The organism is Bacillus proteolyticus (assembly GCF_001884065.1).
Taxonomy (GTDB): domain Bacteria; phylum Bacillota; class Bacilli; order Bacillales; family Bacillaceae_G; genus Bacillus_A; species Bacillus_A proteolyticus.
Window position 1 is genome coordinate 92,955 of sequence record NZ_MACH01000079.1, and the last position, 25,831, is coordinate 118,785.

29 protein-coding genes and 1 pseudogene are annotated in these 25,831 nt (G+C 34.1%); 8 read left to right on the forward strand and 22 right to left on the reverse strand.

The features are described 5' to 3' along the window. Positions 1–429, reverse strand: coding sequence for an NfeD family protein (locus tag BAQ49_RS12020; RefSeq protein ID WP_071745497.1), 429 nt, complete (start codon positions 427–429; stop codon positions 1–3). Between the two features lie 274 nt (positions 430–703). On the opposite strand from BAQ49_RS12020, the gene BAQ49_RS12025 reads away from it, so the two are divergent. Beyond that, a complete protein-coding gene (locus BAQ49_RS12025) occupies positions 704–1,921 on the forward strand; it encodes an MFS transporter (protein ID WP_071745498.1) in 1,218 nt (405 codons plus the stop codon). Positions 1,922–1,970: 49 nt separating this feature from the next. Here the strand turns inward: BAQ49_RS12025 and BAQ49_RS12030 are convergent. The 5 genes and pseudogenes from BAQ49_RS12030 to spoIIP all read right to left on the reverse strand — a co-directional run bounded on the left by BAQ49_RS12030 (position 1,971) and on the right by spoIIP (position 6,764). Further along, positions 1,971–3,445 (reverse strand): annotated as a pseudogene (locus BAQ49_RS12030) (amidase family protein). 186 nt (positions 3,446–3,631) lie between these two features. Next, on the reverse strand, positions 3,632–4,078 hold the full coding sequence (locus BAQ49_RS12035) for an NUDIX hydrolase (protein ID WP_071745499.1): 447 nt from the start codon (positions 4,076–4,078) through the stop codon (positions 3,632–3,634). 23 nt (positions 4,079–4,101) lie between these two features. Then, the gene (locus tag BAQ49_RS12040; RefSeq protein WP_071745500.1) at positions 4,102–4,842 is read right to left on the reverse strand and encodes a M15 family metallopeptidase; all 741 of its coding nucleotides are present in this window, start codon (positions 4,840–4,842) and stop codon (positions 4,102–4,104) included. 11 nt (positions 4,843–4,853) lie between these two features. After that, on the reverse strand, positions 4,854–5,351 hold the full coding sequence (locus BAQ49_RS12045) for a GNAT family N-acetyltransferase (protein ID WP_071745501.1): 498 nt from the start codon (positions 5,349–5,351) through the stop codon (positions 4,854–4,856). 258 nt (positions 5,352–5,609) lie between these two features. Continuing rightward, positions 5,610–6,764 (reverse strand): stage II sporulation protein SpoIIP, encoded by a 1,155-nt coding sequence (gene spoIIP, locus BAQ49_RS12050; protein WP_071745502.1) that lies wholly within the window; start codon positions 6,762–6,764, stop codon positions 5,610–5,612. An 89-nt stretch (positions 6,765–6,853) separates the two neighbouring features. Here spoIIP and BAQ49_RS12055 point away from each other — a divergent pair, with 89 nt between their 5' ends. After that, complete coding sequence (locus BAQ49_RS12055; protein WP_071745503.1) at positions 6,854–7,159, forward strand: hypothetical protein; 306 nt, start codon at positions 6,854–6,856, stop codon at positions 7,157–7,159. A 4-nt stretch (positions 7,160–7,163) separates the two neighbouring features. Next, a complete protein-coding gene (locus BAQ49_RS33515; protein ID WP_071745504.1) occupies positions 7,164–7,469 on the forward strand; it encodes a permease in 306 nt (101 codons plus the stop codon). Here the strand turns inward: BAQ49_RS33515 and BAQ49_RS12065 are convergent. The 4 genes from BAQ49_RS12065 to cbpA form a co-directional block, all read right to left on the reverse strand. After that, a complete protein-coding gene (locus BAQ49_RS12065) occupies positions 7,442–8,008 on the reverse strand; it encodes a DUF1572 domain-containing protein (RefSeq protein WP_071745505.1) in 567 nt (188 codons plus the stop codon). The genes BAQ49_RS33515 and BAQ49_RS12065 overlap by 28 nt on opposite strands. Continuing rightward, complete coding sequence (csaA, locus tag BAQ49_RS12070; RefSeq protein ID WP_071745506.1) at positions 7,989–8,318, reverse strand: chaperone CsaA; 330 nt, start codon at positions 8,316–8,318, stop codon at positions 7,989–7,991. The genes BAQ49_RS12065 and csaA overlap by 20 nt, the downstream gene beginning before the upstream one ends. Positions 8,319–8,385: 67 nt before the next feature. Further along, on the reverse strand, positions 8,386–9,723 hold the full coding sequence (gene brnQ4 / locus BAQ49_RS12075) for a branched-chain amino acid transport system II carrier protein BrnQ4 (RefSeq protein ID WP_412676979.1): 1,338 nt from the start codon (positions 9,721–9,723) through the stop codon (positions 8,386–8,388). A 441-nt stretch (positions 9,724–10,164) separates the two neighbouring features. After that, complete coding sequence (gene cbpA / locus BAQ49_RS12080; RefSeq protein WP_071745508.1) at positions 10,165–10,812, reverse strand: cyclic di-AMP binding protein CbpA; 648 nt, start codon at positions 10,810–10,812, stop codon at positions 10,165–10,167. Between the two features lie 405 nt (positions 10,813–11,217). Here cbpA and BAQ49_RS12090 point away from each other — a divergent pair, with 405 nt between their 5' ends. From BAQ49_RS12090 to BAQ49_RS12100, 3 genes are all read left to right on the forward strand, one after another. Then, positions 11,218–12,105: a hypothetical protein gene (locus BAQ49_RS12090; RefSeq protein WP_071745509.1), complete on the forward strand. Its 888-nt coding sequence runs from the start codon at positions 11,218–11,220 to the stop codon at positions 12,103–12,105. A gap of 210 nt (positions 12,106–12,315) precedes the next feature. Further along, the gene (locus BAQ49_RS12095; RefSeq protein WP_071745510.1) at positions 12,316–13,623 is read left to right on the forward strand and encodes a hemolysin family protein; all 1,308 of its coding nucleotides are present in this window, start codon (positions 12,316–12,318) and stop codon (positions 13,621–13,623) included. A 1-nt stretch (position 13,624) separates the two neighbouring features. Continuing rightward, positions 13,625–14,107, forward strand: coding sequence for a DUF456 domain-containing protein (locus tag BAQ49_RS12100; protein ID WP_071745511.1), 483 nt, complete (start codon positions 13,625–13,627; stop codon positions 14,105–14,107). Positions 14,108–14,131: 24 nt separating this feature from the next. Here BAQ49_RS12100 and BAQ49_RS12105 read toward each other — a convergent pair whose 3' ends face one another. The 4 genes from BAQ49_RS12105 to cls all read right to left on the reverse strand — a co-directional run bounded on the left by BAQ49_RS12105 (position 14,132) and on the right by cls (position 17,056). Further along, on the reverse strand, positions 14,132–14,752 hold the full coding sequence (locus BAQ49_RS12105) for an NAD(P)-dependent oxidoreductase (protein WP_071745512.1): 621 nt from the start codon (positions 14,750–14,752) through the stop codon (positions 14,132–14,134). 259 nt (positions 14,753–15,011) lie between these two features. Further along, positions 15,012–15,191, reverse strand: a complete 180-nt coding sequence (locus BAQ49_RS12110) for a hypothetical protein (protein ID WP_001045959.1) — start codon at positions 15,189–15,191, stop codon at positions 15,012–15,014. A gap of 187 nt (positions 15,192–15,378) precedes the next feature. After that, positions 15,379–15,837, reverse strand: a complete 459-nt coding sequence (locus BAQ49_RS12115) for a spore coat protein (protein ID WP_071745513.1) — start codon at positions 15,835–15,837, stop codon at positions 15,379–15,381. Between the two features lie 34 nt (positions 15,838–15,871). Then, on the reverse strand, positions 15,872–17,056 hold the full coding sequence (gene cls / locus BAQ49_RS12120; RefSeq protein WP_071745514.1) for a cardiolipin synthase: 1,185 nt from the start codon (positions 17,054–17,056) through the stop codon (positions 15,872–15,874). Between the two features lie 159 nt (positions 17,057–17,215). Here cls and BAQ49_RS12125 point away from each other — a divergent pair, with 159 nt between their 5' ends. Further along, positions 17,216–17,302, forward strand: coding sequence for a YjcZ family sporulation protein (locus BAQ49_RS12125; protein ID WP_000505094.1), 87 nt, complete (start codon positions 17,216–17,218; stop codon positions 17,300–17,302). Between the two features lie 130 nt (positions 17,303–17,432). On the opposite strand, the gene BAQ49_RS12130 is transcribed toward BAQ49_RS12125, so the two are convergent. The 8 genes from BAQ49_RS12130 to cotH all read right to left on the reverse strand — a co-directional run bounded on the left by BAQ49_RS12130 (position 17,433) and on the right by cotH (position 25,239). Next, positions 17,433–17,939, reverse strand: a complete 507-nt coding sequence (locus BAQ49_RS12130) for an acyl-CoA thioesterase (protein WP_000141174.1) — start codon at positions 17,937–17,939, stop codon at positions 17,433–17,435. A gap of 119 nt (positions 17,940–18,058) precedes the next feature. Next, positions 18,059–18,928, reverse strand: a complete 870-nt coding sequence (locus BAQ49_RS12135) for a TIGR03943 family putative permease subunit (RefSeq protein ID WP_071745515.1) — start codon at positions 18,926–18,928, stop codon at positions 18,059–18,061. Positions 18,929–18,931: 3 nt separating this feature from the next. After that, positions 18,932–19,828, reverse strand: coding sequence for a permease (locus tag BAQ49_RS12140; RefSeq protein ID WP_000418719.1), 897 nt, complete (start codon positions 19,826–19,828; stop codon positions 18,932–18,934). Between the two features lie 199 nt (positions 19,829–20,027). Beyond that, on the reverse strand, positions 20,028–20,969 hold the full coding sequence (locus BAQ49_RS12145) for a magnesium transporter CorA family protein (protein WP_000932386.1): 942 nt from the start codon (positions 20,967–20,969) through the stop codon (positions 20,028–20,030). 186 nt (positions 20,970–21,155) lie between these two features. Then, positions 21,156–22,535, reverse strand: a complete 1,380-nt coding sequence (locus BAQ49_RS12150; RefSeq protein WP_071745516.1) for a putative polysaccharide biosynthesis protein — start codon at positions 22,533–22,535, stop codon at positions 21,156–21,158. 96 nt (positions 22,536–22,631) lie between these two features. After that, complete coding sequence (gene uptA, locus BAQ49_RS12155; RefSeq protein ID WP_000880692.1) at positions 22,632–23,234, reverse strand: undecaprenyl phosphate transporter UptA; 603 nt, start codon at positions 23,232–23,234, stop codon at positions 22,632–22,634. Positions 23,235–23,428: 194 nt separating this feature from the next. Further along, the gene (locus tag BAQ49_RS12160; RefSeq protein WP_071745517.1) at positions 23,429–24,046 is read right to left on the reverse strand and encodes an NUDIX hydrolase; all 618 of its coding nucleotides are present in this window, start codon (positions 24,044–24,046) and stop codon (positions 23,429–23,431) included. A 116-nt stretch (positions 24,047–24,162) separates the two neighbouring features. Continuing rightward, the gene (cotH, locus tag BAQ49_RS12165) at positions 24,163–25,239 is read right to left on the reverse strand and encodes a spore coat protein CotH (RefSeq protein ID WP_071745518.1); all 1,077 of its coding nucleotides are present in this window, start codon (positions 25,237–25,239) and stop codon (positions 24,163–24,165) included. Between the two features lie 181 nt (positions 25,240–25,420). Between cotH and BAQ49_RS33525 the strand changes: the two genes are divergently transcribed. Further along, positions 25,421–25,831 (forward strand): CotG/ExsB N-terminal domain-containing protein (locus BAQ49_RS33525; protein WP_425266542.1); only part of this gene is annotated, 411 nt, incomplete at its 3' end.

The window sequence follows — 25,831 nt, forward strand, 5'->3', positions numbered from 1 at the left end:
TTATTCACTCTCCTTTTTTACTTGTAAAATAGTACTATGCCTCTTTATAACAACGACTTTTTCTCCAGCATCAATAGGAGTATCCGAAATAGCTGTCCAAGTATCTCCATCCACTTTCACAATACCGTTCACTTCACTTGTAATCGCTTGCATAACAATTCCCTTTTTACCAACAAGTTTATCTACTGTATCAATAAAACCTTTTGCTTCTCGAAAGTTTTTTGAAATTCTTTTCGTAAAGAAGGTCAATGTTAAACTGACAATCGCACCAGCAACAACTTGTAAAAATAGTGCATCAGGAGCAAACAAAGCAATAAGACCTCCGACAACAGCTCCAATCCCAAGCCAAAGCATGTAAAACGTAATCGACAACATTTCTGCGATAAATAAAATACCTGCTATTATGAACCAAATCACCCATCCGGCCATATGCAACCCTCACTTTCTTTCTCATTTTCTATATGTATATGAAGAAAAGAATGGTTTATCCGCCCTTTCTCATAGAGGGGCGTTTGCTACAAGCTATTATATATATTCGCTGTTACAACAAGCATTAATAAAATACTATATTAATATATTCTTCATTATACATGAAAATTCCTTTCAAAAAATGACAAAAAATTTAATTCTTTCAAAAATATAACCAGCAGATTATAATAATTATAATTAAAAAGCATTATTGATTTGAAAGGTGGTATTTTTATTGGGGAATTGTTCACTGGTTTACTATTTAGGTTCCAAAATATGTATTACCCTTGCTGACATTGTATACGTAATGATTATTACAACTCACATCTATATCACAACTAAATCAGCTACAATTACCGCTCTCTTTCCATTATTACAAGTTATTACAAATCTTATCGCTAACATATCTGCACCACTTATAATGAATTGGCTTCCATCTTATACGTTGCTATATACTCTGCAATGGCTGAAAACAGCTCTTTTGCTATTATTAATGATTTTATTCCCGGTCTTATCCACAAACATTTTAGCTCTATTAACTTTCATTTTTTTCATTTCATTATGTAGTGGGTGGAGTGCTCCATTACTATACAGCATCCTTCCACGCCTAACACCAAAAGAAAAATTGGTAAAAATAAATAGTATCTTTTCCTTTTCAACACAAATTGCACAAGCGACAGCTTATTCATTTACAAGTATTATAGTTCTTCTCATTGGCGCTACTTCTACACTCATGATTAATAACATTTTGATGATTTTTGGATGTGTTGCATTACACTTTTCATTACGTTCCATACATACTGAACGAGTAACAGAGCCTTCCTCTTCAAAAAGCACCGCTTTATTAGAAGGCTGGAAACTATTATTTCATCACCCTTCTTTGCGCACAGTTACACTAATGGACTTAATTGAAACTTTCGCAGGAACAATATGGATTGGCGCTATTACGATGGCATATGTAACGACTATTCTACATAAAGGTGAAGAATGGTGGGGATATATTAATACAAGTTACTATGTCGGTACATTAATTGGTGGTCTAATAGCGTGGAGAATGAGTTCATACATTCAAAACAATTTAATACGCTCCATGGCGTTAGGCTCTCTTATGTTTAGTATCCTTACGTTTCTATATGGTGTTACAAGCAACGCATTTATCGCTATATTTCTTTGCATTCTAATGGGACCATGTTATCAAATTAGAGATATTTCTCAAACAACAGTTCTTCAATCAAGTGTCTCTCCTTCATTATTATTAAAGATGTATACAGCCCATGGTGCACTTCTCTCGACAGCTTCCGGCCTTTCTATGCTTAGCGTCGGCATTATTACTGATGTGTTCGGTGTTCGTACGATTTATATGATCGCTTCTTTTCTTATTTTATGTTCTGCCTGTTTATCTTTTAGCTTATTAAAATATCAGAAGACAGAGAAGAAAGATATTTCATTTTAATCTATAAAGCAAAAAGGACAGGGTTCACCTGTCCTTTTGTATTCTCTATTCATGATAAGTTTGGTATCTTTCTATGTTTTGTCGCTTGTTCAAACGCGTATGCTAGTTTAATTAATATTCCTTCACTAAAAGCAGTACTTGCAATCGTAATTCCAAAAGGTCTCCCGCTTTCCATATATCCCGCAGGCATTGCTATAGATGGATAACCTGCCTTCGCACATATAGTGGATCCTATATAGGATGGAAACAGAATCGCATCAAGTTTATATTTTTCCAAAGCAAAATCAATACCCTGTTCTTGAGAAAAATATACATCTTCTAATCTTGCATTTAAATATTCAGGATTTCTTAACGTGTTAGGAAAATCTATTCTTCTCTCTAATTTAGCTTGTCCATATTTCAAAGCTCTTTCTGCTATATTTTCATTAAACTCTATTAATTCCAACATAGAATGTACTGGAGTGGTAAAAGGTAATTTAGAAAGATAGTTATCTAAGCTATGCTTCAGTTCATAAAGCGGAACTCCCCAGCTCCATTCTCTGTGAAAAGAAGGAATATCAATATTTTCTACTACTGTCGCTCCCTCACTACGTAATACTTGGATCGTTTCCTTAAACAATTTTTCATCGTACTCACCAGATTCGTAATATTCTTTGGTGCATTGCTAAACACACCAATCTTCGCCCCCTTTAAACCGTTAGCATCGAGGTAAGTTGTATAATCTTGATATGCCATTCCTTCACTTTTATGAGTAGCTACATCCTTCTCATCCACCCCAGTTAGACTCCCTAGCAAAATAGCAGCATCTGTTACTGTTCTAGCAAATGGCCCAGCTGTATCTTGTGAATAAGTGAAAGGAATAATTCCACTACGACTAATTAACCCAACAGTTGGCTTAATACCTACAACCGAGTTTTGAACAGCTGGGCTCAAAATAGAAGCATCTGTCTCTGTTCCAACGGATAATACAGTAAAGTTAGCGGCAACTGCTATAGCAGACCCTGTACTGGAGCCACCAACGAACATATCATCCTCTCCTGTACCGTAAGGATTAATTGTTTGACCACCTCTTGCACTATATCCGGCCCACATTTCAAAAGACATTGCATTTGCTAGCTCTGTCATATTCGTTTTACCTATTATCACCGCTCCTGCCTCTCGCAATTTTGTAACGAGAAATGCATCTTCACTACTTATATTTTGTTCTAGGGCAATCGTACCTGCACTTGTATGCATGGAATCATTCGTTCCAATATTGTCCTTTAGCAAAACAGGTATACCATGCAATCGTCCCCTTACACCTTTTATCTTTCTTTCATAATCTAACGCTTCTGCAATAAAAATAGCATCCGGGTTTATTTCTAAAATAGAATTAATTTTCGGTCCATCTTGATCATATTGTGCAATTCTATGAAGATAATACATAACTAATTCTTTGGAAGATAACGTTCCTTCTTCCATTGCGGTCTGTATATCATGAATTGTTAATTCTTTTTTTAATACTGTATTAAACTGAATTTCCATTTATATTCTCCTTTATATCCCCTTTTAGTTTTTACGAATACTTCTTACTTTTTCATTTTTTCACCTCAACCTATTCCAAATTAATATCCCTTTAAAAGTTTCAACTTACTTTTTAATACACCTTTAATTTCCCGAAAAATAAAAAGAGTCTGAAACGAATTATCCTTCGCTTCAAACTCTTTTTTATTACTGTGCATATACCTCATCTAACAAATGTAAAAACTCTCCCTGTTTTCCTGCTAATTCAGGGCATTTTGCAATATCAATCCATTCGTAGCAAAATACTAAACCTTTGTCTTCCTCACCAGCACTTACTTTATGTTCCCACGTATCTTTCACATCTGTTAATAATGAAATGTGGAAAAAATGACGTTTTTGATATTCCTTTTTTTCTTTCATATAAATAATGTAATCAGAAAGGAAGCGCTCGATACAAAAATGGCGTAGTCCTGACTCTTCTTGCACTTCACGTAAAATTGCTGCCTCTAACGTTTCCCCTTCATCTACTGTCCCACCTGGCACTTGGATACCAGCCTCTCGTATATCACGATGTTTAAAAACGAGTAGTTGCATAACCCCTTCTTTTTCTCTCGTAATATATGCATGTACCTTTTTCTTATATAACATCGTCATCTTAGCCTTCTCCCCTCAATTCATTACTGTGTTACTTCTTCAATCGTCAGTTGGTTTTCATATAAATATGTAGCTTGCGGATTCCCAACATAGCGTACATGCCACGGTTCATAACGATAACCGGTAATCCCTTCTTTCTCTTTCGTATATCGAATAACAAAACCAAACTTATGGGCATTTTCAGAAAGCCACTTACCTTCTTTCGTCTCCCCAAAAACAGTTTCTAACTGAAACTTAGCTGATTGAGATGTAATATCCATAGCTAGTCCTGTTTGATGTTCACTCGTACCAGGGACTGCACTAGACATTGCTGTCTTTGCTTCTCCATCTTGCCTTTTATACATCGTATTTAATGCTTTTTGTCGATCAAAAGATCTAAATCCAGAGACTGCAAAAAGGAAAATCCGCTCATTATTAGCTTGCTTAAACATTTCTTCAAGTGCCAACGCTGCCTCTTTCCTCATCTTTTTCTTCTCTTGATCACCTTCACTAGAGTAACGTACTTTCGGAATAACTAAATCTGGCGGTCTATACCCATCTGGTAATCGCCTATTTTTATTCACAAGTACAAGCATCGAATTTGGATTACTAATGACTGCGATATCCCCATCCATATTAGCAATCGTTTCTTTTGCTTTTGGGAATATATTATTTACATTTACTTCCCGCGCCTCTTGATCCTTGTACATCTTATAATTTATTCCTGCTACTCCAACAATTAGTATCATTGCTACGATACCAAGTAGTACCCATCTTTTTTTCATATAACGACCTCTTATTTTAATAATTTGGCCATTTCATACTCATCGACACCTTTTCCATCGATGATAAGAGCAGATTTTTTGACACCTTCTTGTTCAAATCCAATTTTGCTATATAGTGCCTGAGCTCTTGTATTGTGGGCCATTACCGTTAATTCTAAACGCCATACATCATGTAATCTTGCCCACTTCTCTACTTTTTTAAACAAACTCGTTCCAATACCTCGGCCACTATACTCTTGCAAAATACCAATTACAATGCCTGCCACATGTCTCTTTCTTTGAATATTATTTCCATTAACTAAAATAAATCCTACTATTCTCTCTTCTTCAACTGCTACAAATATTGTCGCATATTCATTTTCTATAAAACGGTGGACCATCTTTTCTTGTTGCTCTACTGTAGTTTTTCGTTCTCCTGGTTCGTATAACATAAATTTCGTTTCTTCGTCTAATTGCTTACTTAATTGTAAAAATAATGCTGCATCTTCTACTCTAATCTCCCGAATCACCTTGATCACCCTACCCATTCCATTAGTTAAAAATTTTCCTTATAAAAAGATTTTCTCTACTATTCTGAAAAAACCCTTTCTAAATTCCTTACTATAAATAGACAAATTTCGATATTACTATAATAATAGTTAATTATGTCTATTATGTGACATTTCTTTCTAACCATAACTTATGTCCAAACAAAAAACGTAAGCTTTCCGCTTACGTTTTTCTCACTATTTGCGGGCAGTAAGAATCCCACTGATTAAAGTTTCACTTTATCCATTCACTTTTTCAGCTTGCCAAAAATATTCTCCAAATGCTTTAGCAAGAGCATCTATCGATCTATTTAATTCTTCCTCTGTATTGTCTACGCCACCAACTTCAATTAATATGGCTTGTCCTGATAAGTCCTGATTATAGACTCCATTTCCTGTTTGGAATCCTTTTTGAATTACACCACGGCTCACTCCTGGATATTTCTTATTAATCGTCTCATGTAAAGCCGTTGCTAATTGTAAGTTTTTTCCATAGTTTTTGTTACCTTTCCCGATTACAAAAGCAAGCTTCGCATATGATTTATCTCCAATTATTTTTGTCGTGACATTTTTCCGTGCACTATCACGGTGCAGATCGAAAAAATATTGGAGTTCTTTATTACCAGCCATCGCTTCTTGTACAATTTCTCGTGACAGTTTATAAGAACTATTACTGTTTAACCCTTTACTTATTAACTTTTGACCAACATCAGTTTTATCGTTAGTAGCACCGATCCCTTCACCTTCTAACTGTTCTCGCAATCGATCGCCAACTATTGAAATATTCGTTACAGAACTCGTTGCTTTATTTGGATTAGGATCATTCGTTAAGTTAAGTAACGGCAAATAAGATTCCCAGCTATGTGAATGATAAATAAATGCAACTTGTCTTTTTCCCGTCGTTTGAGATGGTTGTTTCTTCTCTTTATTCGGATCAGGCTTAGGAACATGTCCAACTTCTCCAGTCCGTTCCTTCACTACTTCTTCAAGCGGAACACTCGATTCTATCGGTAAGTTGGAGTAATTTGTTCCTTCACCTGCTATAACGATTTCTGTATCATATTTCCCAAATCCCGGAAGTTCTTTCCCGACAAAACTACGTACATCGTCAAAACGAATATTCGTAGCCATCGAAAAGAGGAATGAAGAAATAGAAAAGTCTTGATTCAAATTCCTGTACTCCTGTGTAAAATAATGATTCTCTTTCCCAATAACGTACATGTAACCATTCATTGATAACTCATTCAACCAGTTATATAAATACGTTGACTTCGTCTCTTTCATGGAAGTTACCATTACACTAATAAGAAAAAAAGTCGCTAATACCGTAGTAATAACAAATAAAATTAATTTGCGCACACTTGTTAATTTCACGTAAAAAAAGCCTCGATTCATACTATCACCCTCTCTATTTCAAGTTATGTACAAGCTCTAGAGAATAGACCGCTTAAATTTCGGCTATATTGTTAATGAGGTGAAATGAATTGAAGCTATTAATAGGAGCATTACCAATCGCTCTATCAATTACTTTTTATTTACTTGCTTTACATCCTAAAATTCGTATTGTGCTCCATATTTCTGCGTACCTAGCATTGTATGTACTTGGGACTATAATTTCTATTACTATATATGATGTTTTAATACAAAATTTAGTTTTCATGACAAGCATTCATGGAATTTTACTAAATCCATTTTTTCTACTCGCAGGAGCATATATAGGTATATACGCGTTGTACTTAATTTTGTCTCAAATTATTATGAAACTAATGAATTCCAAAAATGGAGTGTAACGAAATGCAGCCACCATTCATCTGTCATACATGTAAAAAAAGAATAACGAAAAAGAAAGATCTTATTACCTCTACACGGTATTTCCGCTTTTATTTATTTCACAACACTTGTTTCAAAAATCAGCAATTATTTGTCTCACGTTTTATTCCTATAAATACACTCTTTGGTTTCTTTCTTATTACATATGGACTTATTGTAGGTAGCATTCTAATGTTCATGGAGCCATCTATCGTTTGGCTTATTTTTTTGCTTCCTATCTTATATCGATTTCTTTCATATTATTACGTTGAACATTTTTTCTGTAAATAACTAGTAGACTGACCTCTAGGAATGCTTAAACACTCCCATTCATTTTCTTTTAACATTTTACCAATGTAAATAATCTGTCCAATATGTAAAGCATAATGAGAAATCTGCCTTTGGATCGCTTGCATTACAGTGTGTTCTTCTCCGCGAATGTACACTTTCTGCGAAACCTGCTCTGGCGTTAAATTATCCAAAGCTTCAAAAACATATTCCCACCCTTCTTGCCACGCAGCAAGAGCTTCTTGTTTTGAATTGTAGTCGACTTCAAATTCATCATCTCGATTACGATCTGTTTTTTCACCATCAGACGTTAAAAAATCCGTCCATCTTGAACGCATATTACCATGTAAATGCTTAATAATAATCGCAATACTATTCGTCTCCTCATGAGAAGACCACATTATATGTTCATAAGATAATTGAGAAAGTACTCGTTCTCCTTGGTTATGTGTTGCTTTGAAATTCGAAATTGCACATTGTAAATATTCTTGTCCGATATCCAAATTAACACCCACTTTCACACTAACTAATTTTCGTTCCATTCGGTAGTTCCATATTAGGCTGAAGTAAAACAACATCGCCAGCTTTAGGAACACCACCCAATACGAGCACTTCCGATTTAAATCCTGCCACACGCTTTGGTGGGAAATTCACAACAGCAACCACTTGTTGACCGATTAAATCTTCTGGGCTGTACCTTTTCGTAATTTGAGCACTGGACTGCTTAACCCCTAGCTCTCCAAAATCAATTTCTAACTTTATTGCAGGAACCCTTGCTTCTTTAAATTCCTCCGCCTTCCTTACCGTCCCAATACGCAAATCCAAATTTAAAAAATCTTCAAAACTAGCCATTTTATCAAACCTCCCACTTACCTACTTAGACAAAATATAAAAATCCCCTTCAAAAAAAGAAAGGTGCCTAGGCACCTTTCTTTTGTAACTCACTTGATTCATTTGATTTATAGAAGAAGAAACCGAGAATCCCGCCAATACATGATGGGATTAACCATCCTATTCCTTCTTTATATAATGGTAACATTTGTAACACGTTAGAAATCGCGTCAATTTTAATATTCGCACTTTCTAAACCGTTAAAGAAACTAATTAACAATGCGCCTAAAATAGCTCCTATATAAATGGTATTACGCTTTCCAATCCATTTATGGAAGTAAGAAAGTACGATTAATACGATTGCAACTGGATAAATGATCATTAACACTGGTAAAGTAACTGCGATTAATTGTGTTAAACCTAAGTTAGATACAATTAAACTAAACACACACACCATTGTTACAATCGTCTTATGCGAAAGTTTCGGGAATAAGTTTGTAAAGAAGCCAGCACAAGCTGATGTTAATCCAACTGAAGTTGTTAAACAAGCAAGTATAATAACAAGTCCTAATAAAATTTTACCACTTGTTCCATATAACTCATTTACAACATTCGTTAAAATAAGCCCACCATTCTCTGATACCCCAAGTGATGTACTTGTTGAACCAAGATAAGCAAGTGATAAGTAGATTAACGTTAAACCAAGTACTGCAATAATACCTGATACTACTGTTATTTTTGCAACTTGACTACTTTCTTTTATTCCTTTAGAGCGGATAACTTGTACAACGACAATTCCAAATACAAGCGCACTAATTGCATCCATCGTTAAATATCCTTGAATAAATCCACCAAAGAAAGCATTCTCTTTGTATGCCGCTAGCGGCGCAGCTGGTTCTCCAATCGGATCAATAATTGCCTTTCCGACTATTACAGCAACAATCAATACTAACAATGGTGTAAGAAATTTCCCGAACCAATCCACTAATTTAGATGGATTTAATGATAAATACCAAGTTATTCCGAAGAAAATTATAGTGAAAAGAAATAGCATGTACCACTCTGAAACCAATGCCTCTGATAGAAACGGCTTCATACCCATTTCAAATGAAACGGCTCCCGTACGCGGAATGGCGAAGAATGGTCCAATCGCTAAATAACTAATTAATGGGAAAATAAACGCAAATATAGGGTGAACTCTAGAAGATAGCGCTTTCAAGTCCCCCTCTACAAACGCGACAGCTGTTACAGCTAATAGGGGTAATCCGACTCCTGTTACAAGGAATCCAATTGTAGCAACCCAAACATTCTCTCCAGCTTGTTGCCCTAAAACTGGTGGGAAAATTAAATTTCCTGCTCCTAAAAATAGTGCAAATAACATTAAACCAATTGCTAATGTATCACCTGGCCTTAAACGTCCCTTCATGCTTTTCATTTGCATAGCACTTTTTCATTGTTTATCTCTATTTTCACAATATGCTATGCATCCTCCTCTCTGCTCAAGCTGATAAAATATACCCCTTACAAAGCAATGTCTTTCTCCATAATTTCTCCATTCCCCTTATTCTTACTCTAATTATTAATTTTTGATTTTTTCGAATATTCAACTCATTAGAGTGGTATTGCTTGGAATATGGTTGTCAGACCTCTTTGTTTTTATCACACATATAGTAACATATTTGGTTGAAAAATAAAAACATATTTTTAAATAGAATTTTTTGAAAATCGAAATTATCCACATATACTTCCTTTATTTATTCTATTACACAAATATTTTTAAAAATTTAAGATTCATTTACTTTATTATATCTAGATATCTTTATGTGAAAGAAAGTAAAAGCCATCAAAAATAAGATGGCTTTACTTGTTAGTCTATCGTTTCAACTTCACGTGGATTTTTCATCTCTTCAACATACACAACTCTAAATCCATGATCTTCTAAATCTTTTAGCAATGTTTCTAATTCGCTATCTTCAAACTCTTCTCCCAATGTAAACATAATTCTACGTACTAATAAAGCATCATTATCAAAAGTCATTAAACTTTGAATACCAGTGTATTTCTTTAGCACTGTCGATAATTTTTGAATAGCCCCATTATAATCTTGTGTTCCAATCATGACAGAATATTTACTAGAATGGACTCCCCATGCATCTTCTAATAGTTCAAAAACTTTTTTATGAGTTAAAATACCAAGGAAGACCCCTTTTTCATCAACTACTGATAAATAAGGTAGCTTTTTAATTGTAAAAAATACTTTAAAGAAGGAAGAGTCTTCTCTCACGTACCCATCTTTATCGTTCAATAATTGTAATACATTATCTTCAAGCGAACCTTTATATTCTAAAATATCTACTTTGTATACATTTCCTAAAAATTTCTCTTTTTTTTCATCTAAAACTGGTACACAACGATACCCTGTTTTATTTAAGTGCTCTAGCGCTTCCCCTACTGTAATTGAGCCGGAGCAAAATAAAACTTCCCTTTTCGGCACATAATTCCCTTTAATCCTCATAAATAGCCTCCTTATGCTAAAATACTTTCTGTGCCATAACTATATTATATTTTCAGAAAAAAATAAATGATTTATTTTATTTTTCTGAAAATTATTCATTTTTCCGTCATAATTTATTCATTAATCATACACTTGTATCAAGTGAAACTTTAATAAGTGGGGATTTTTCCACCCACTTATTATTAGCCCTCACCAATCGGGCCTTTACGGGCAGCCCGACTCCCACCTAACTTCTTCACATTCGCCGAATTTTGTGGTGGATTCCTACTGCCCGTTAAAGCGGGATAATCTTGAGCGTAGTACATTCTCTCTAACCTACTTCGAGAAAAATATGTTGTAACTTCATCCGAAAAAGGCTAAAATAAGAATAAGAATTTTCTGAATATTCAAAGAGTAGGTGATTGTATGTCCTTATTGCGCTCACATATATGTAAATTTATAATCGGTGTTTTGATTATTTTTGTCATAAGTCCTATTCCAACATTATTCATTACACATAATTACTCTTATTTAACTGGATTTGTAAGCATTTTTCATAATTTTGCACATCCTTCTTCCATTTCAATTCCAACAATTGATTGGATGCATGAACCTATCCTTTTCTCAGCAAATCAGCTTATACATGCACAAAATATAATACATACCTCTAATCATTCGTCACCACTGTTCCCCTACATATGGGAAATTTATTTTTTATCGATCGTTCGTTTCACATTCACTCTTGTAATCGGTTTCTTTATAAGTCTAGGAATTGGTCATCTATTTTTAAAAGCACCCAATTCATTAAAAAAGTGCAGTTCTTTATTTCGTTGGGTACCATATTCTTTTAGCACTGTGATATTACAATGTTCAGTCCTATTATCACTTCTCTATATCGCGAAATTCATAAAGTTTCCTTTCTTCTCCTCTATTATCATCGTATGTAGCGCTTCCATGATTATCGTTATGCAAGCAATTAAAAAATGGCTACCGTTCTTAAATAATACTAATGAATACGAAATAAAAAATTCATCTTTCCTTGTTGATACGTTATTTATTGCACTTACTTCCAATCATAAATCTATTTTAAGTTCCATTATTCTTTCATTCGTTTTTATGGAATGTATTTTTCACACAAACGGACTATTACAATTTATCGTTCAATTTGGCGGAAAAGCACCTATAGTTGTTACAATTGGTTTATTACTACTTTATATTCCATATAGCATCTTATCGTTTCTCCAAGCTTTATGGACAACAAACTACTCTAAACAAAATACGTATACTTTAACTAGAAGTATTTCGAAACCATAACATAGAATAACCGTCTACTTAAATTAAATGTAGACGGTTATTCCTATTATATAGAGGACAAAATAACAGCAAATTAAAAAACTACTATTAAAACCTACCATTATTTACCCATTTCCTTTGACTAATCTTTTCATTTGGATTTATTATAAAAGTATAACATAATTGCAGGAGGTGACATCTTTATTCCAAACTTTGGAATAGGGAACACACTTGGACATATTAAATATTTTTCTCATCTTTATACTTATCCTTATTTCTGGTTTTTTCGTTGCATCAGAATTCGCTGTTGTAAAAGTACGAAAAAGTCGAATCGATCAACTTGCCAATGAAGGTAATAAGCAAGCATTAGCTGCAAGAAGCGTCCTATCTAACTTAGATGTTTATTTATCCGCTTGTCAGCTCGGGATTACTATCACTTCTTTAGGTCTTGGTTGGCTTGGTGAACCAACTGTAGAGCATTTATTACGACCACTATTTGAAAGAATCAATATTACTGGAACAATGGCTAACACGCTATCATTTATTATTGCTTTTAGTGTGATTACTTTTTTCCATGTTGTATTAGGAGAGTTAGTTCCTAAATCTTTTGCAATCCAAAAAGCAGAGGCAATCACTTTAAAGTTTGCAAAACCACTTATTTTATTTGATAAAATTATGTATCCGTTTATTTGGCTTCTCAATAGTGCAGCTATATTTTTCACAAAATTACTCGGTTTAGAGCCTGCGAAAGAAAATGAACTTGCTCATTCTGAAGAAGAACTGCGACTTATTTTAGGGGAAAGTTATAAAAGCGGCGAAATTAATCAAACCGAATATAAGTATGTAAATAATATTTTTGAATTTGATGATCGTGTTGCGAAAGAAATCATGGTTCCTCGTACTGAGATGATCTGCTTATCTACTGAAAATACGTTAGAGGAAAATATGGATATCGTCGCAACCGAAAAGTATACACGTTATCCTATTATTGAAAAAGACAAAGACGACATAATTGGGATGATAAATACGAAAGAAGTATTTCACGATCAAACAAAAAGAATTTATAAACCACTTGAATCGTACATACACCCAGTTTTAACTGTTTTTGAAACAGTTCCTATTCGTAAAACGTTAATACATCTCCAAAAAAACCGTGTTCAAATGGCGATTGTAATGGACGAATATGGTGGCACTGCTGGACTTTTAACGATGGAGGATATTCTTGAAGAAATTATTGGTGAAATTCAAGACGAATTTGATGCAGATGAATCACCAATGATTGAAAAACGCACACCTAAACTTACAGTATTAGATGGAAAAGTACTTATTTCTGAAGTAAATGATATGTTTGGTTTACATATTGATGATAACGATTTAGATACAATTGGGGGATGGCTTCTCTCACAAGCTATTGACTTGAATATTGAAGCTGGCTATTCAGTTGAACATGATGGTTTTCAATTTAAGGCATTAGAACTAGACGGACATCAAATTAAAAAGATTGCTGTACATAAATTAGATTCTATTAAGGAGGTATAAAGTGACTGTATTATTAACCATTAGTATCATCGCTTGTTTCATTGTTTCATTTCTTGCCTTTATTTACCCCATTATTCCTGGCATTCTTGCAGTATGGGCTGGCTATTTCATTTATCATTTTGGTATAAATGGCGGAGAGTTAACAACATCTTTTTGGATCATTCAAGTCATTTTTACGCTTTTCATTTTCGGTGCTGATTTTATTGCAAATGGATATTTCTTAAAAAAATACGGAAGTTCTAAGTGGGGTGAACGTGTCGGCATGATTTCTATCATTGTCGGCTCGTTCTTCTTCCCACCATTTGGTCTTATTATAATACCGTTTTTATCGGTATTTATAACAGAATTAATGCATAAAAAGGCGCCAAAAGACGCCTTTTTAGTCGGAATTGCAACTGTAGTTGGTTTTTTAAGTAGTACAGTAGCAAAAGCAATTCTCCAAATCATTATGATTATTTTCTTTGTATGCTATATCATTTTTTAGCCATCCCTATTTTGGGATGGTTTTTTAATATGAAATACCTACTCTACTTTTCTCATATTTACTTTTATGACATAATCCCCATGTAAAATGAGCTGTATCACCAACAGTGATTTTGGATCCATCTGCCGGCAACATATCTTTTTCCGTTCGATATAAACCAGTTTCATCACCATTTATTAAATGCGTTGGACAAACAACAGTCCAGCAAAGTTTACTATTTTCCAGCGCTACATAGGCAGCTAAATGATCTTCCGCTGCTGTTGTTGTTTTTCTTTTCGATTCATTTGATTGGAAACGATATATACTTGGATTTGTTCGTGCTTGTAAAATGCCAGCAGTTCCTATTGTAACTATCTTCTTTATGCCCTCTTTTTCCATACATTTTATAATAATTGGTAAACTCTTTGCTAACGTTCCATTCCCATCTGTCCCAAGAGTACTAATTACAAAATCGCACCCTTTCACTGCTTCTTTTATCTCATTTTCATTTAATACATTTCCCTCTATAATATGTAACCTTTCATGCTCTATTTCCACTTTACTCAAATCACGAACTAATGCTGTCACTTCATATGAATCATGTAATGCTAACTTCAAAATGTGTGAACCTACTCTACCTGTCGCTCCTAATATACATACTTTCATATACTATCCCCCTCTTCCATTCTTTCTCTCTATTTTTCCGCAAAACTTACAAATATACAACAAAAAAGCTTCCCCATATATGTGAGGAAGCACTATTATCCATTTTCCCCGCTATTTGCGGTCAGTAAGACTCCCACCTCAAAATTCGGCGAGTACGAGGGAGTTAGGTAGAACCGGGATCAACTGTCTGTAAAAGCCCGATTAGTGTGGGCTAATAATCAGTCGGGGATGGACACCCCCCACTGATTAAAGCTTCACTTTATTTCTTTTCTTTTGAATCAGAAGACTTTTCTGTTCCACTTGTTTCTTTATCTTTCTTTTCATCTTGCTGCGAAGTTGTGTCATCCTCTTTCTTTTTATCCTCACCTTTACTACAACCTACCATTAATAAAGAACTTGCAAGTGCCATAGCAGTTAATGACTTAACCCATTTGTTCATTTGCGTTTCCTCCCTTTGATAGAATATGTACAATCCCATATTACTCTTTATTTTTAAAGGAAAGATTTAAAAATAGTAAAGATACAGTAAATTTTTGTAAATATCCCGATAACAAACTCACTCTTTAATCTTTACCCTCTAATTGAACATAAAAAAACTAAGGCGCCTTTCATTCCGCCTTAGCTTTTCACGCGAATTTTTCATTTTCATACACATGTTTAATCTTATATTCCTTCTTCATAACATATTGCCAAACATTATATGCGTAACGGTTCATTTTCACAAAACAATTTTCCAGAAAAGAACGAAACTCCGGGTTCGCAACTTCTACTGCCACTTGAGCAAACTTTAATGCTAATCGTTTCAAATGTGTAATATAACAAATAGCAATCCCAATATCCCCTGTATACTCATCATCTGTTTCCCTATCCATTTCAGTAAATTCTGGCCACATTTGTTTACAAGTTATATGTTGTATATTTTCTCCTTCTTGAAAATTCACTTGTTCATTATATGCTTGTAACATATACGGCAAATGATGCTGCAAAATATCCTTTAATTCTTCATCTCGAACCTTGCTCGTGTATTCTCCAACTTTATATATAAGTGTGTAACTATATGTCATCAATTCTTTCATACAATCCATTAAAGCGCCTCCCTTCCTATTTTTCACCTATATACTATAAATATGATGCGATAACATTCGCTATTCTTGCTAGAAACCAATCCCAGCGACTAATTTCTTCAAAATCTTCTTCTGAAAATCGTTTTGACTTATGAAAGTCTTCTTTTAGTCGATTCCAGACGTCAACAACGACTGCCTTATCATATATGACACAATTTGATTCGTTATTTAAATAAAAGCTTCTATTATCAAAATTCGCTGTTCCAATATCGACGATTTCCTCATCAATGATTGTCACTTTCCCATGAAAAAATCCATTCCGATATTGATAAATCTCCGCCCCAGCATCTAACATATCTTTCAAATGAGGATATGCAGCTTGTTTTAACAATACGGCATCACTTTTAAATGGGACGAGAATTTTCACACGGACACCACGATTTAATGCATCTTTCAGTCCTTTTACCATCTCTTTACTCGGTACAAAATATGGTGTAGCAATAATTAAAGAGTGTTTTGCCTTCTTTAATAGCGCTCCATACTTCTTCCATAATCCTCTTCCATTCGAAAATATATATTGATATTTTACATTTCCTTGTTCAGGTAAATCTTGATGTATAGGGAATTTCTCTCCCGTATCCTCTTGCCAATCTTCCGCAAACTTCCGTTCCATATCAGCAGCTCCATTCCCTTCGATGCGTACATGATAATCACGCCACGGACCAAATTTAGGATCTTGTCCAAGATACTCCTTTCCAATATTAAAGCCACCGATGTACGATACTTTCCCGTCTATCGTAACAATACGTCTATGATTACGTTGATGCAAAGAATAAAATAAGTTTTTTAATTTAGGTTTTTTACTAAATGTGAACTTTACGCCTTTTTCTTTTAATTGATTAATTATCTTTTTCTTAAGTTTATATCCACCAATACGGTCTACTGACAATTTCACATCTACTCCACTAGATGCTTTTTTCTCTAATAACTGTAAGAACTTTTGGCTGACTTCATCTTTTCCTACAATATAAAAATGAATATACACATTCTTTTCTGCACGATTTATATCCTCAAATAAACTTTTATATAACTCATCACCGTTCGTATATAATTGAAAATCCCCTAATCGAATTTTTTCTAATTCATATCCACTAGCCATTTTCTTCCCCATTTCCACATCGACGTTCATCCATATGAATACACCTATAAAACAAAATATTAAAATTAAAAAGCGCTTCATGGATATGTCCCTTTCTCTAAACACTGTTATTCCTATATCTTTCCTTTTTTTTAACATTACCATTCAAAAAATATGTCATTGCATGATATACGTCCATATCAAACCGGAGCTCATCTGCATATTGTATGTTGTATCTTAAAATAAAAGGAGGAAATAACAATGGGCTTCGCACATGGTAATGGATTTGCGCTACTAGTCGTATTATTTATCCTCTTAATTATCGTCGGTGCTGCTTGCTTCTGCTAAGCAGTTATTGTAATACGATATGCGGATGAAAAAACTATAAAAGCGGACACCTATTTTTAGGTGTCCGCTTTTCATTGCAAAAATCCCCTAGCCTATTCCAATAATAGTACCACTGGAAAAGTATGTTTCATCAAAAAGTTAACAGTGTAGCTACCTTCTTACTCTCTGCCTTACGAATATGGCGTTGTTCTGCACGTAACACAGCAATTCGATGCAATTCTTTCTCCTCTTCTGTCTCAGGGATAACACGCGGTACAGGAACTGGATTATTCTCCTTACTAAGCGCAACAAAAGTAACGAATGAAGTTGCCGCTACACGTTTTTCACCTGAAATTAAATCTTCCGCTACTACTTTCACAAAAATCTCCATAGAAGTTCTTCCCGTCCAAATTACGAAAGATTCATAACTAACACAATCTGAAGAACGAACTGGGTGTAAGAAATCTACCCAATCCATAGACGCTGTGACACATTCCATTCTCGAGTGTCTCGTTGCTGAAATTGAAGCAACCATATCCATCTCCGCCAATATCTTTCCACCAAATAGCGTGTTATGATCATTTAAATCTGTTGGAAATACTCGGCTCGTTTTAAACACTCTTGATTCATTAGCTGTTTTACCCTTTACTTCAGTCATTGTTATCACCCCTTTAATTATTTATCCCAAATATCCCAATATACTCTACATCTCATGAACTACACGTTTAATATTAACAATTTTTAGAACTTTTAGTCCATAAAAAAGAACCGATTTTATCAATCGGCTCCTCTAAATACATATTGTTCTTTCGGCTGTTCAACTTTATTCCATTTCGTTACTTCTAGAACAGGGATATTCGCATGAAACGGCTGATAAAATTCAGTTGAAATTTCTCCTTCCACCTGAATCCAATCATCATTTTTCCACTCTACACCTTCTGGTTTTTTTACTAACATACCATATACACCCGAATCCGCTACGCAATGTATAATACCGAAACGGAATAAGAAGTATTGTTCTTTCTTGGAAGAGTCATCGCGAAAAACAAACCCTTTATAAGACAGGGTTTTACCAGTAAACTCACCAGGATAATTATAAATTGTCTCCATACCCTTGAGGAAATCCTCATCTTTTAATGCAATATTGTCTTTTGTAACAAACTCTTTCTTCCCTTTTTCCATTACACCACGATATCCTTCTTTCCCGTAATAAATACTCGTATCCGGTCTTAAAAATTGTCTTGTCATAAATGGATCTTTGCTTTCCGCTTGTGCAACAGGAAAGTGAAACCCCTTCGCCTTAACAATGTCCGAATCTAATGTTGCAATCGGAAAAAATAATCCTGAAATAATCGGAAAACAGAACAGAGTATAAGAAAACGTTCGTTTCCACCATGTATTTTCATCTTTCGAATGATCATGACCACAATGGCTATGATCACAACTACAATCATGTTTCTCTTTTTCCTTTTGGTGCTCTTTCTGGAAAACGATAATAATTTGTACAATCGTTAAGAAACCTAAAATAATAGCTGCAGTTTTTGATAAATAGGCGTACTTCATATTTATATATTTCGTAATATTACCGGAAATATGAAGCTGTCCAATTAATATTGTAAAACCTAATAATATATATGCTCGAAACATAACCTACCACCCCATCGCATAAATGAGTAGTGAGCTTGCATAAACAACAAGTGTAACTGTAACCGTCACGACAATTACAAATTTTGTTTTAAATGTCGCAAGCATCATAAACATATTTTTAATATCCACCATCGGTCCATAAACGAGGAACGCGACAAGTGACGCTGTTGAAAATGTACTTTGAAACGAAGAAGCAATAAATGCATCTGCCTCTGAACAAAGTGATAAAATAAAAGCAAGTCCCATCATTACAGCTGATGAAGAAAACGGACCTTGTCCAATAGCAAGCAATGTTGAAGTTTGTACAAACGTTTGAACTGCAGCAGCAATTAACGCTCCTAACACTAAATATTTTCCCATTGAGAAAAATTCCTCAACAGCATGAGTACATACATCCCACATTTTTGTACGTAATGGACGCTTATGATTCACTTCTGGGAAGTGATCATCTCTTAATTGATGCTCTTTAAACATAAATGATAATATAATTCCAACAATAATTGCTACGATAATCGCTACAATAGAACGATACCATACCATGTGCATACTACTTCCAAAAGCAACATATGTAGCAAATAGTACAACTGGATTAATAATCGGTCCAGTTAACATAAATGCAATCCCTGCGTATGGTGGAACGCCTTTTCCGATTAGTCGTCTTACAATCGGAACAATTCCACATTCACATCCAGGAAACATCATGCCTAAAAAAGTAGCTAATAAAACAGAAAGAAATCGGTTCTTTGGCATCCATTTTGCCACCATATCTTCTGTCACAAACATTTGAATGAATCCTGAAATAAATACACCAATTAGCACAAACGGAAGTGCTTCGATTAATATTGAGATAAAGATTGTATTCATTTGCAGGAATGCTTTCGGTAATTGAAACAATTCCATGATGTATTTCCTCCAACTTTTCATTAACAATATGTAATTTTAACCCCATTTTATTATTTGAACAAGGGTTATACAGAATTCACACCCTTCATACACATTACATTTTACAATATATATTCTGTTCCAAAATTGAGATTTCATAGCAAAAAAAGCTGATCTAGCGCAGTTTTATAACTATGCTAGATCAGCTTTCCTATCATTAAAAGTAACGTTTCTTCCAAAAAACAAATGCTAAAGTGAAAGATAATGTTACACATATAATAAGTACAATTACAAAACCATGTGCTTCCCCTTCAAACGGAACCTTTACATTCATTCCAAAGAAACTAGAAACCATCGTTGGTAATGATAAAATGATTGTAATTGAAGTCAACAGTTTCATAACACTATTTAAATTGTTAGAAATAACCGAACTAAATGTATTCATCATCCCACTTAAAATGTGACTATATATTTCTGCCATTTCAATAGCCTGCTTATTTTCAATTAATACATCTTCTAATAAATCTTGATCATCTTCATACATTTTCAAAAATGTACTGTTTCGCATTAATTTTTGAATTACAATCTTATTGGCCTTTAATGATGTTGTAAAGTAAACTAAACTTTTTTCAAGACCGAGCAATGTGAAAATTTCTTTATTTTTCATCGACTTATTTAATTGGTGCTCTAAATCGATTGTTTTTCGATTAATTTGCTTTAAGTATCTTAAATAATAAGTAGAAATTGTATATAAGAGCTGAAGTGCGAAGCGCGTCTTTTTAAACGTATAAAATTCTTTAATACGTTGATTAATAAATCTTTCAAAAATTGGATTTTCTTCTAAGCAAATAGTAACAAAACAATCTGGCATTACAATCATACCTATTGGAATCGTGTCATAAATGGAATTTCCTTCTTCATCATGTCTGACTGTCGGAATATCCACGATAATTAAAGTATTATTGTCTTCCTTTTCAATACGAGAGCGTTCTTCATCATCCAAAGGGTCTTTAATGAAATCTAAGTCTACATTTAAAGTTTGTACTAGATACTGAATTTCTTCTTCTGTTGGATGAAGTACATTAATCCAGCAGCCCTTTTGCATTTCCTCAATCTCTTGTAGTTTTCCGTTTCGGTCTGTTAAATAAATATTTAACATACTATCACCCCGATTCTTTTTACATGTAGGAATCTACCTCACTTAAACAACAGTTTTTGAACCGCTATTTTCAGCATATGGAACAAACGATTAAATTTCAATAGAAAAATTATTTTGAAAACGTTTTTTTAAGAAAAATCTTGTAAACATAGAAAAAGACAGAGTGTTCTCTGCCTTTAAAAAAGCTTATGTTGCCTTTATAACATATTTAGAAAGCATCCACAAGTTAAAGCCGACTGAAATCGTATAGCCAGCATATGTTGAAATGATAAAACTCACATAATCAAAATACGGTAGCAATACAATATTTAAAACTATCTTTACAATTATTCCGATTACTAATCCTAGCACTGTTTTCTGCTGTTGATTGATTCCTTGTAGCATAGCAGCCGTTACTGTGAAGAGTGAAAATAATATACACGCAGGAGCATAGTACTGTAAAATGATTCTCCCCATCTCCGGATCATTTCCGGCACCAAATAAAAGAGTATATACTGGCTTAGCTAATACCATCATCCCAATTGCCGCTGGTACTGTAATCCCTACTACTAATACATTCGTCCTCGTAAAATGTTTGTACAGCAATTTTGTATTTCCTGCTGTATAAGCTTTCGTCATTTCCGGTACAAGAGACATACTAAAAGCGGTCGCAACGGAAACTGGAATGAGCACAACCATTTGAACTAAGCCGATAATCGCATTAATCTTTTCTGCTTCTCCTTGCATATATCCGATTTCTATGAGTAGTTTATTAATTGTAAATGTATCTATCGTCTGATACAACGGAATTGCTAAACCGACTACAACAAACGGTATTGAATATGCAAAGAGCTCCCTATATAACGAGAAAAAAGATTTCGTTGTTTGTTGTATACTTGCCATCTCTTTTTTCTTTAAGTGCCTTCTCCTTTTTACATAATACGCACTTAAAACTGTTAATCCACCTATTGCTCCCATAAATGCACCAAACGTTGAAATACCGACCGCTAGCGAAATAGACTCTTTTAAAACATATAAAACGACAAAACTTCCTATTAAAATGGTTAAGACCCGAAAAAATTGCTCAACAACTACACTTAGTGCAGAAGGCCCCATCGATTGAAACCCTTGAAAGAATCCCCTTAATAAACTCATTACTGGTACAAGTATTAGCGCAAAACTTACAATTTGAATGTTATTAGTGACCGCCGTTATACTATTCCCGGTTTGATCATTTCCATCGATTACAAGTTTAGCTAAATGTGGAGCTAATATATATAGTGTAAAACATGAAATAACTCCCATTATAAACATAAAAACGATACCACTCTTTAATACTCTTTTAACCGTATGATAATCATTCAGTTGATCATATTTTGATACCATTTTTGAAACGGCAAGTGGCAATCCCATCGTTGCAATGCTAAGCATAATTGTATAAGGACGGTATGCATACGTATATAATACGTACCCACTCGTACCTACCATTGCTGTAAATGGTATAACATATATGAACCCTAACATTTTAGATATCATCGTTGCCATCGTTAAAAATATCGTTCCACGTAAAAACGGTGATCCTTTCATCACATTCCCCCGCTACGCTTTATTATTACACATTATGGACAACTTCTTTTTTTTAGAACTGAAACAATAAAAAAAGCCAATGAAAAATCATTGACTTTAATGAGTTGTTTTTCTCTTTTTCAAAAGCTTTAAACCGAAGTAAAGAGCAATAAAGAAAACCGCACCTATAATTATGTAATGTGTGTAATCAGATGCATACTCTTTAATATGTCTCCAATTTCCACCAAGCTTTTCTCCTAAGTATATAAAAAGGATTGACCATGGAATAATCGCTACTACTGTATACAGTGTAAAGAGCTTTAACGGCATCTTAGCTAATCCTGCTGGAATAGAGATAGCATGGCGTACAACTGGGATAAAGCGTGCAGAGAATATTACACCTGCCCCGTATCGTTTAAACCAATTTTCTGCAATATCTAGATGATGCTTATTAATAAGTAAATATTTCCCGTATTTTTCAACAACCGGACGCCCTCCGTAGTATCCAAGCCAGTATAAAAAGATTTGCGCTAAAGTACCACCAATTGTTCCAGCGATAACAGCTCCGACAAAACTAATTTTTCCTTCTGCAACTAAAAATCCTGCATATGAAAGAACAATTTCACTCGGGATAATTTCAATCATTAAACCAAGCGCTACTCCAAAGTATCCTAGACTTGCAAAGAATTGCAATAACTGATCTATTATGTTTGCTAACATTTTCTTTTCTATCTCCTTTTTTCTTCACATACCATCCTATTATCACATAAAAATTGGCATCTGCCAATCTAATCATGTGAACCTCTTCACCTAACCTATAGACATTAATGATAACTACACAATGTTCTTTTTTGTTAAAAGAATATGTACAACCTTTCATCAATATACCCTAAAAGGATACTTGATTCATTTAATTAATCAAGTATCCTTTCCTTATTTTGATCTTTCATAAACGCAAACATTTCTTTAATCTGCCATTCGGTATTTCTAACGATTGATAAATCAGGTATTTCATTTTCACTAAAAAAATCTATATCTTCTGTTTCAATACTTAGCTTCTTTTCTCCGCCAACAATCTCGCAACCTATAAAAACCTTATATATATGGGTTGCTGATGGGGATGGTTGATGTTTTTCTTTATCGAATATTGCTAGTAGCCTAAAATGATCTACTTTATAACCTGTCTCTTCTAATACTTCTTTCGCCGCGACTTCTGTTGGCGTATAACCAATGTCAGCCCATCCACCTGGCAATGCCCATTTCCTATCACTTTTTTCTTTCACAAATAATAGTTTTTCATTTTGAAAAATAACTGCCCGTATATCAACTTTAGGCGTTTGATAGCCTGTCTCACTTGCAAATAAATTCACTACTACTTCCCAATCTGTGTTTGTGTAATGTGACATCATTGAAACTGAAATGTCCCGTAATTGTTGGAAACGCTCTATATCATATACATCTTTGGAATACATTAAACCAGCTTGTGCTATTGATTGTATTTGTTTGACCCAGTCAATCCATTTAACCGTCATATTTACACAACCCCATTCTTAATCAATTTCATTCCACTAAATACTATTTCACTTTTTTATTTCTCCGTCTTTATTATACAAAAAAGAGATTGATAATGTTTCAATCTCCTTCAAAATCATCCCAATTCATGAAGATGTTCTTGTATATATTTCCTTCTTTTATTTATATATTGAAAAATCATCTCAGCCTCTTGATTAAAAACTGCTATTTTCTCTTTCATATATGGATCCTGAAGTAAATGTGGACGAATGGATTCACACATACCTTCTACTTTCGGTTTTATAAAGGATTCTGTAAATTGTAATTCTAAAACTTCTTCTAATATATTTCGATATTGCTTTCTAAAAATCGGTATATCTAACAATCTTGCACTTAACGTATTATATCCTTGAATACGAATGTACTCATGATTAAGCGGTCTCCCTTGTACATCCCGCCCCCAAGTCGCATCGTAATCCCACGGGATGACTTCAAATAAATTTGTTTCATCGTTATGATACAGTGCATAGTTATGAACAAAACCATCAAAGTTTTGAGTCAAAATAACTCCAGCTAACCAACGTAAATATTTATCAACATGAAGGTATTTTCCAATCTCTTTTTCATAATCATCCCTCGATAGTGTATTTGCTTGAAAAACGAATTCACTCAGTTGCTCTTCACTATTTTCATTCGAACATTTAAACTCATACCCTGCAAAAAGCTCAGTTTTAACATCTTTATCTCTTTCACTCATTAAAGAAAAATTCGCGTCATCATCTATCGCATAATAAATAGAACCACTCGGCAACCCTCTACTTTTTAAAAAGTTTTCATCAACCGATTCTAACTGTAAATATACTCCTTGGATTTGACCATTTATTTTTATAATTACATGCTGTGACTTCGGTGAAAGTACCCCAATATCATTAAAAAAGTCTAATGATAATTTGTTACGAATAAGGGATGGATCCATAAATTCAGAGTTTAAATGATATTCCTTCACCCCTAGAAATTTTTTCGGTTTATAAAACTGAACATGATATGACTTTTTCTCAAACTCACGAATATGAGCACCCCGATAAACGATATCAATATCATACTTCTTTTTTCCATATGTTAACTTTGCTGGTACTGGACTATCTGACCAAATATCTTTTTTCAATTCCACTAAGTACATTGGATGAATAAAAAATTCATATGAAGGTAGCATATATTCTCATCCCTTCTCTGTTCTCTTCATTCAATGTATGCGCCTTGTCTTGTCCATACATCCGCTATCATCTATTTATATAAAATTACACTCTTGTCTTGTTCAGAAAGAAACCTAATCTCATATCATGTTAAGGAAAAAGAATACTTGTTCAATTTAATACACGATAAGGAGGATTTCTATGAAACGTGACATTAGAAAAGCTGTTGAAGAAATCAAAAGTGTTGGGATGGAGGATTTTTTATACCAAGATCCAAGTACTTTTGAGTGCGATGATGATAAATTCTCTCATCATAAATGTACAACAAGGCGTAAATTTACAACAGGGCGTAAATGTACAACAGGGCGTAAATTTACAACAGGGCGTAAATGTACAACAAGGTGTAAATTTACAACAGGGCGTAAATGTACAAGAACAAGATGTACTCGCGTGAAAAAATTCGATCACTTCTGGTTTAAAAAACGTAAATGTACAACAGGGCGTAAATGTACAACAGGGTGTAAATGTACAACAGGGCGCAAATGTACAACAGGGCGTAAATGTACAACAGGGCGTAAATGTACAACAGGGCGTAAATGTACAACAGGGCGT

What these genes read in the sequence shown, in the direction of transcription:
- BAQ49_RS12020 (WP_071745497.1), bottom strand. Translation starts at nt 429, where the DNA reads ATGGCCGGATGGGTGATTTGGTTCATAATAGCAGGTATTTTATTTATC.
- BAQ49_RS12035 (WP_071745499.1), bottom strand. Translation starts at nt 4,078, where the DNA reads ATGACGATGTTATATAAGAAAAAGGTACATGCATATATTACGAGAGAA.
- BAQ49_RS12040 (WP_071745500.1), bottom strand. Translation starts at nt 4,842, where the DNA reads ATGAAAAAAAGATGGGTACTACTTGGTATCGTAGCAATGATACTAATT.
- spoIIP (WP_071745502.1), bottom strand. Translation starts at nt 6,764, where the DNA reads ATGAATCGAGGCTTTTTTTACGTGAAATTAACAAGTGTGCGCAAATTA.
- BAQ49_RS33515 (WP_071745504.1), top strand. Translation starts at nt 7,164, where the DNA reads ATGCAGCCACCATTCATCTGTCATACATGTAAAAAAAGAATAACGAAA.
- BAQ49_RS12065 (WP_071745505.1), bottom strand. Translation starts at nt 8,008, where the DNA reads ATGGAACGAAAATTAGTTAGTGTGAAAGTGGGTGTTAATTTGGATATC.
- csaA (WP_071745506.1), bottom strand. Translation starts at nt 8,318, where the DNA reads ATGGCTAGTTTTGAAGATTTTTTAAATTTGGATTTGCGTATTGGGACG.
- brnQ4 (WP_412676979.1), bottom strand. Translation starts at nt 9,723, where the DNA reads ATGAAGGGACGTTTAAGGCCAGGTGATACATTAGCAATTGGTTTAATG.
- cbpA (WP_071745508.1), bottom strand. Translation starts at nt 10,812, where the DNA reads ATGAGGATTAAAGGGAATTATGTGCCGAAAAGGGAAGTTTTATTTTGC.
- BAQ49_RS12090 (WP_071745509.1), top strand. Translation starts at nt 11,218, where the DNA reads ATGTCCTTATTGCGCTCACATATATGTAAATTTATAATCGGTGTTTTG.
- BAQ49_RS12105 (WP_071745512.1), bottom strand. Translation starts at nt 14,752, where the DNA reads ATGAAAGTATGTATATTAGGAGCGACAGGTAGAGTAGGTTCACACATT.
- BAQ49_RS12110 (WP_001045959.1), bottom strand. Translation starts at nt 15,191, where the DNA reads ATGAACAAATGGGTTAAGTCATTAACTGCTATGGCACTTGCAAGTTCT.
- BAQ49_RS12115 (WP_071745513.1), bottom strand. Translation starts at nt 15,837, where the DNA reads ATGGATTGTATGAAAGAATTGATGACATATAGTTACACACTTATATAT.
- cls (WP_071745514.1), bottom strand. Translation starts at nt 17,056, where the DNA reads ATGAAGCGCTTTTTAATTTTAATATTTTGTTTTATAGGTGTATTCATA.
- BAQ49_RS12125 (WP_000505094.1), top strand. Translation starts at nt 17,216, where the DNA reads ATGGGCTTCGCACATGGTAATGGATTTGCGCTACTAGTCGTATTATTT.
- BAQ49_RS12130 (WP_000141174.1), bottom strand. Translation starts at nt 17,939, where the DNA reads ATGACTGAAGTAAAGGGTAAAACAGCTAATGAATCAAGAGTGTTTAAA.
- BAQ49_RS12135 (WP_071745515.1), bottom strand. Translation starts at nt 18,928, where the DNA reads ATGTTTCGAGCATATATATTATTAGGTTTTACAATATTAATTGGACAG.
- BAQ49_RS12140 (WP_000418719.1), bottom strand. Translation starts at nt 19,828, where the DNA reads ATGGAATTGTTTCAATTACCGAAAGCATTCCTGCAAATGAATACAATC.
- BAQ49_RS12145 (WP_000932386.1), bottom strand. Translation starts at nt 20,969, where the DNA reads ATGTTAAATATTTATTTAACAGACCGAAACGGAAAACTACAAGAGATT.
- BAQ49_RS12150 (WP_071745516.1), bottom strand. Translation starts at nt 22,535, where the DNA reads ATGAAAGGATCACCGTTTTTACGTGGAACGATATTTTTAACGATGGCA.
- uptA (WP_000880692.1), bottom strand. Translation starts at nt 23,234, where the DNA reads ATGTTAGCAAACATAATAGATCAGTTATTGCAATTCTTTGCAAGTCTA.
- BAQ49_RS12160 (WP_071745517.1), bottom strand. Translation starts at nt 24,046, where the DNA reads ATGACGGTTAAATGGATTGACTGGGTCAAACAAATACAATCAATAGCA.
- cotH (WP_071745518.1), bottom strand. Translation starts at nt 25,239, where the DNA reads ATGCTACCTTCATATGAATTTTTTATTCATCCAATGTACTTAGTGGAA.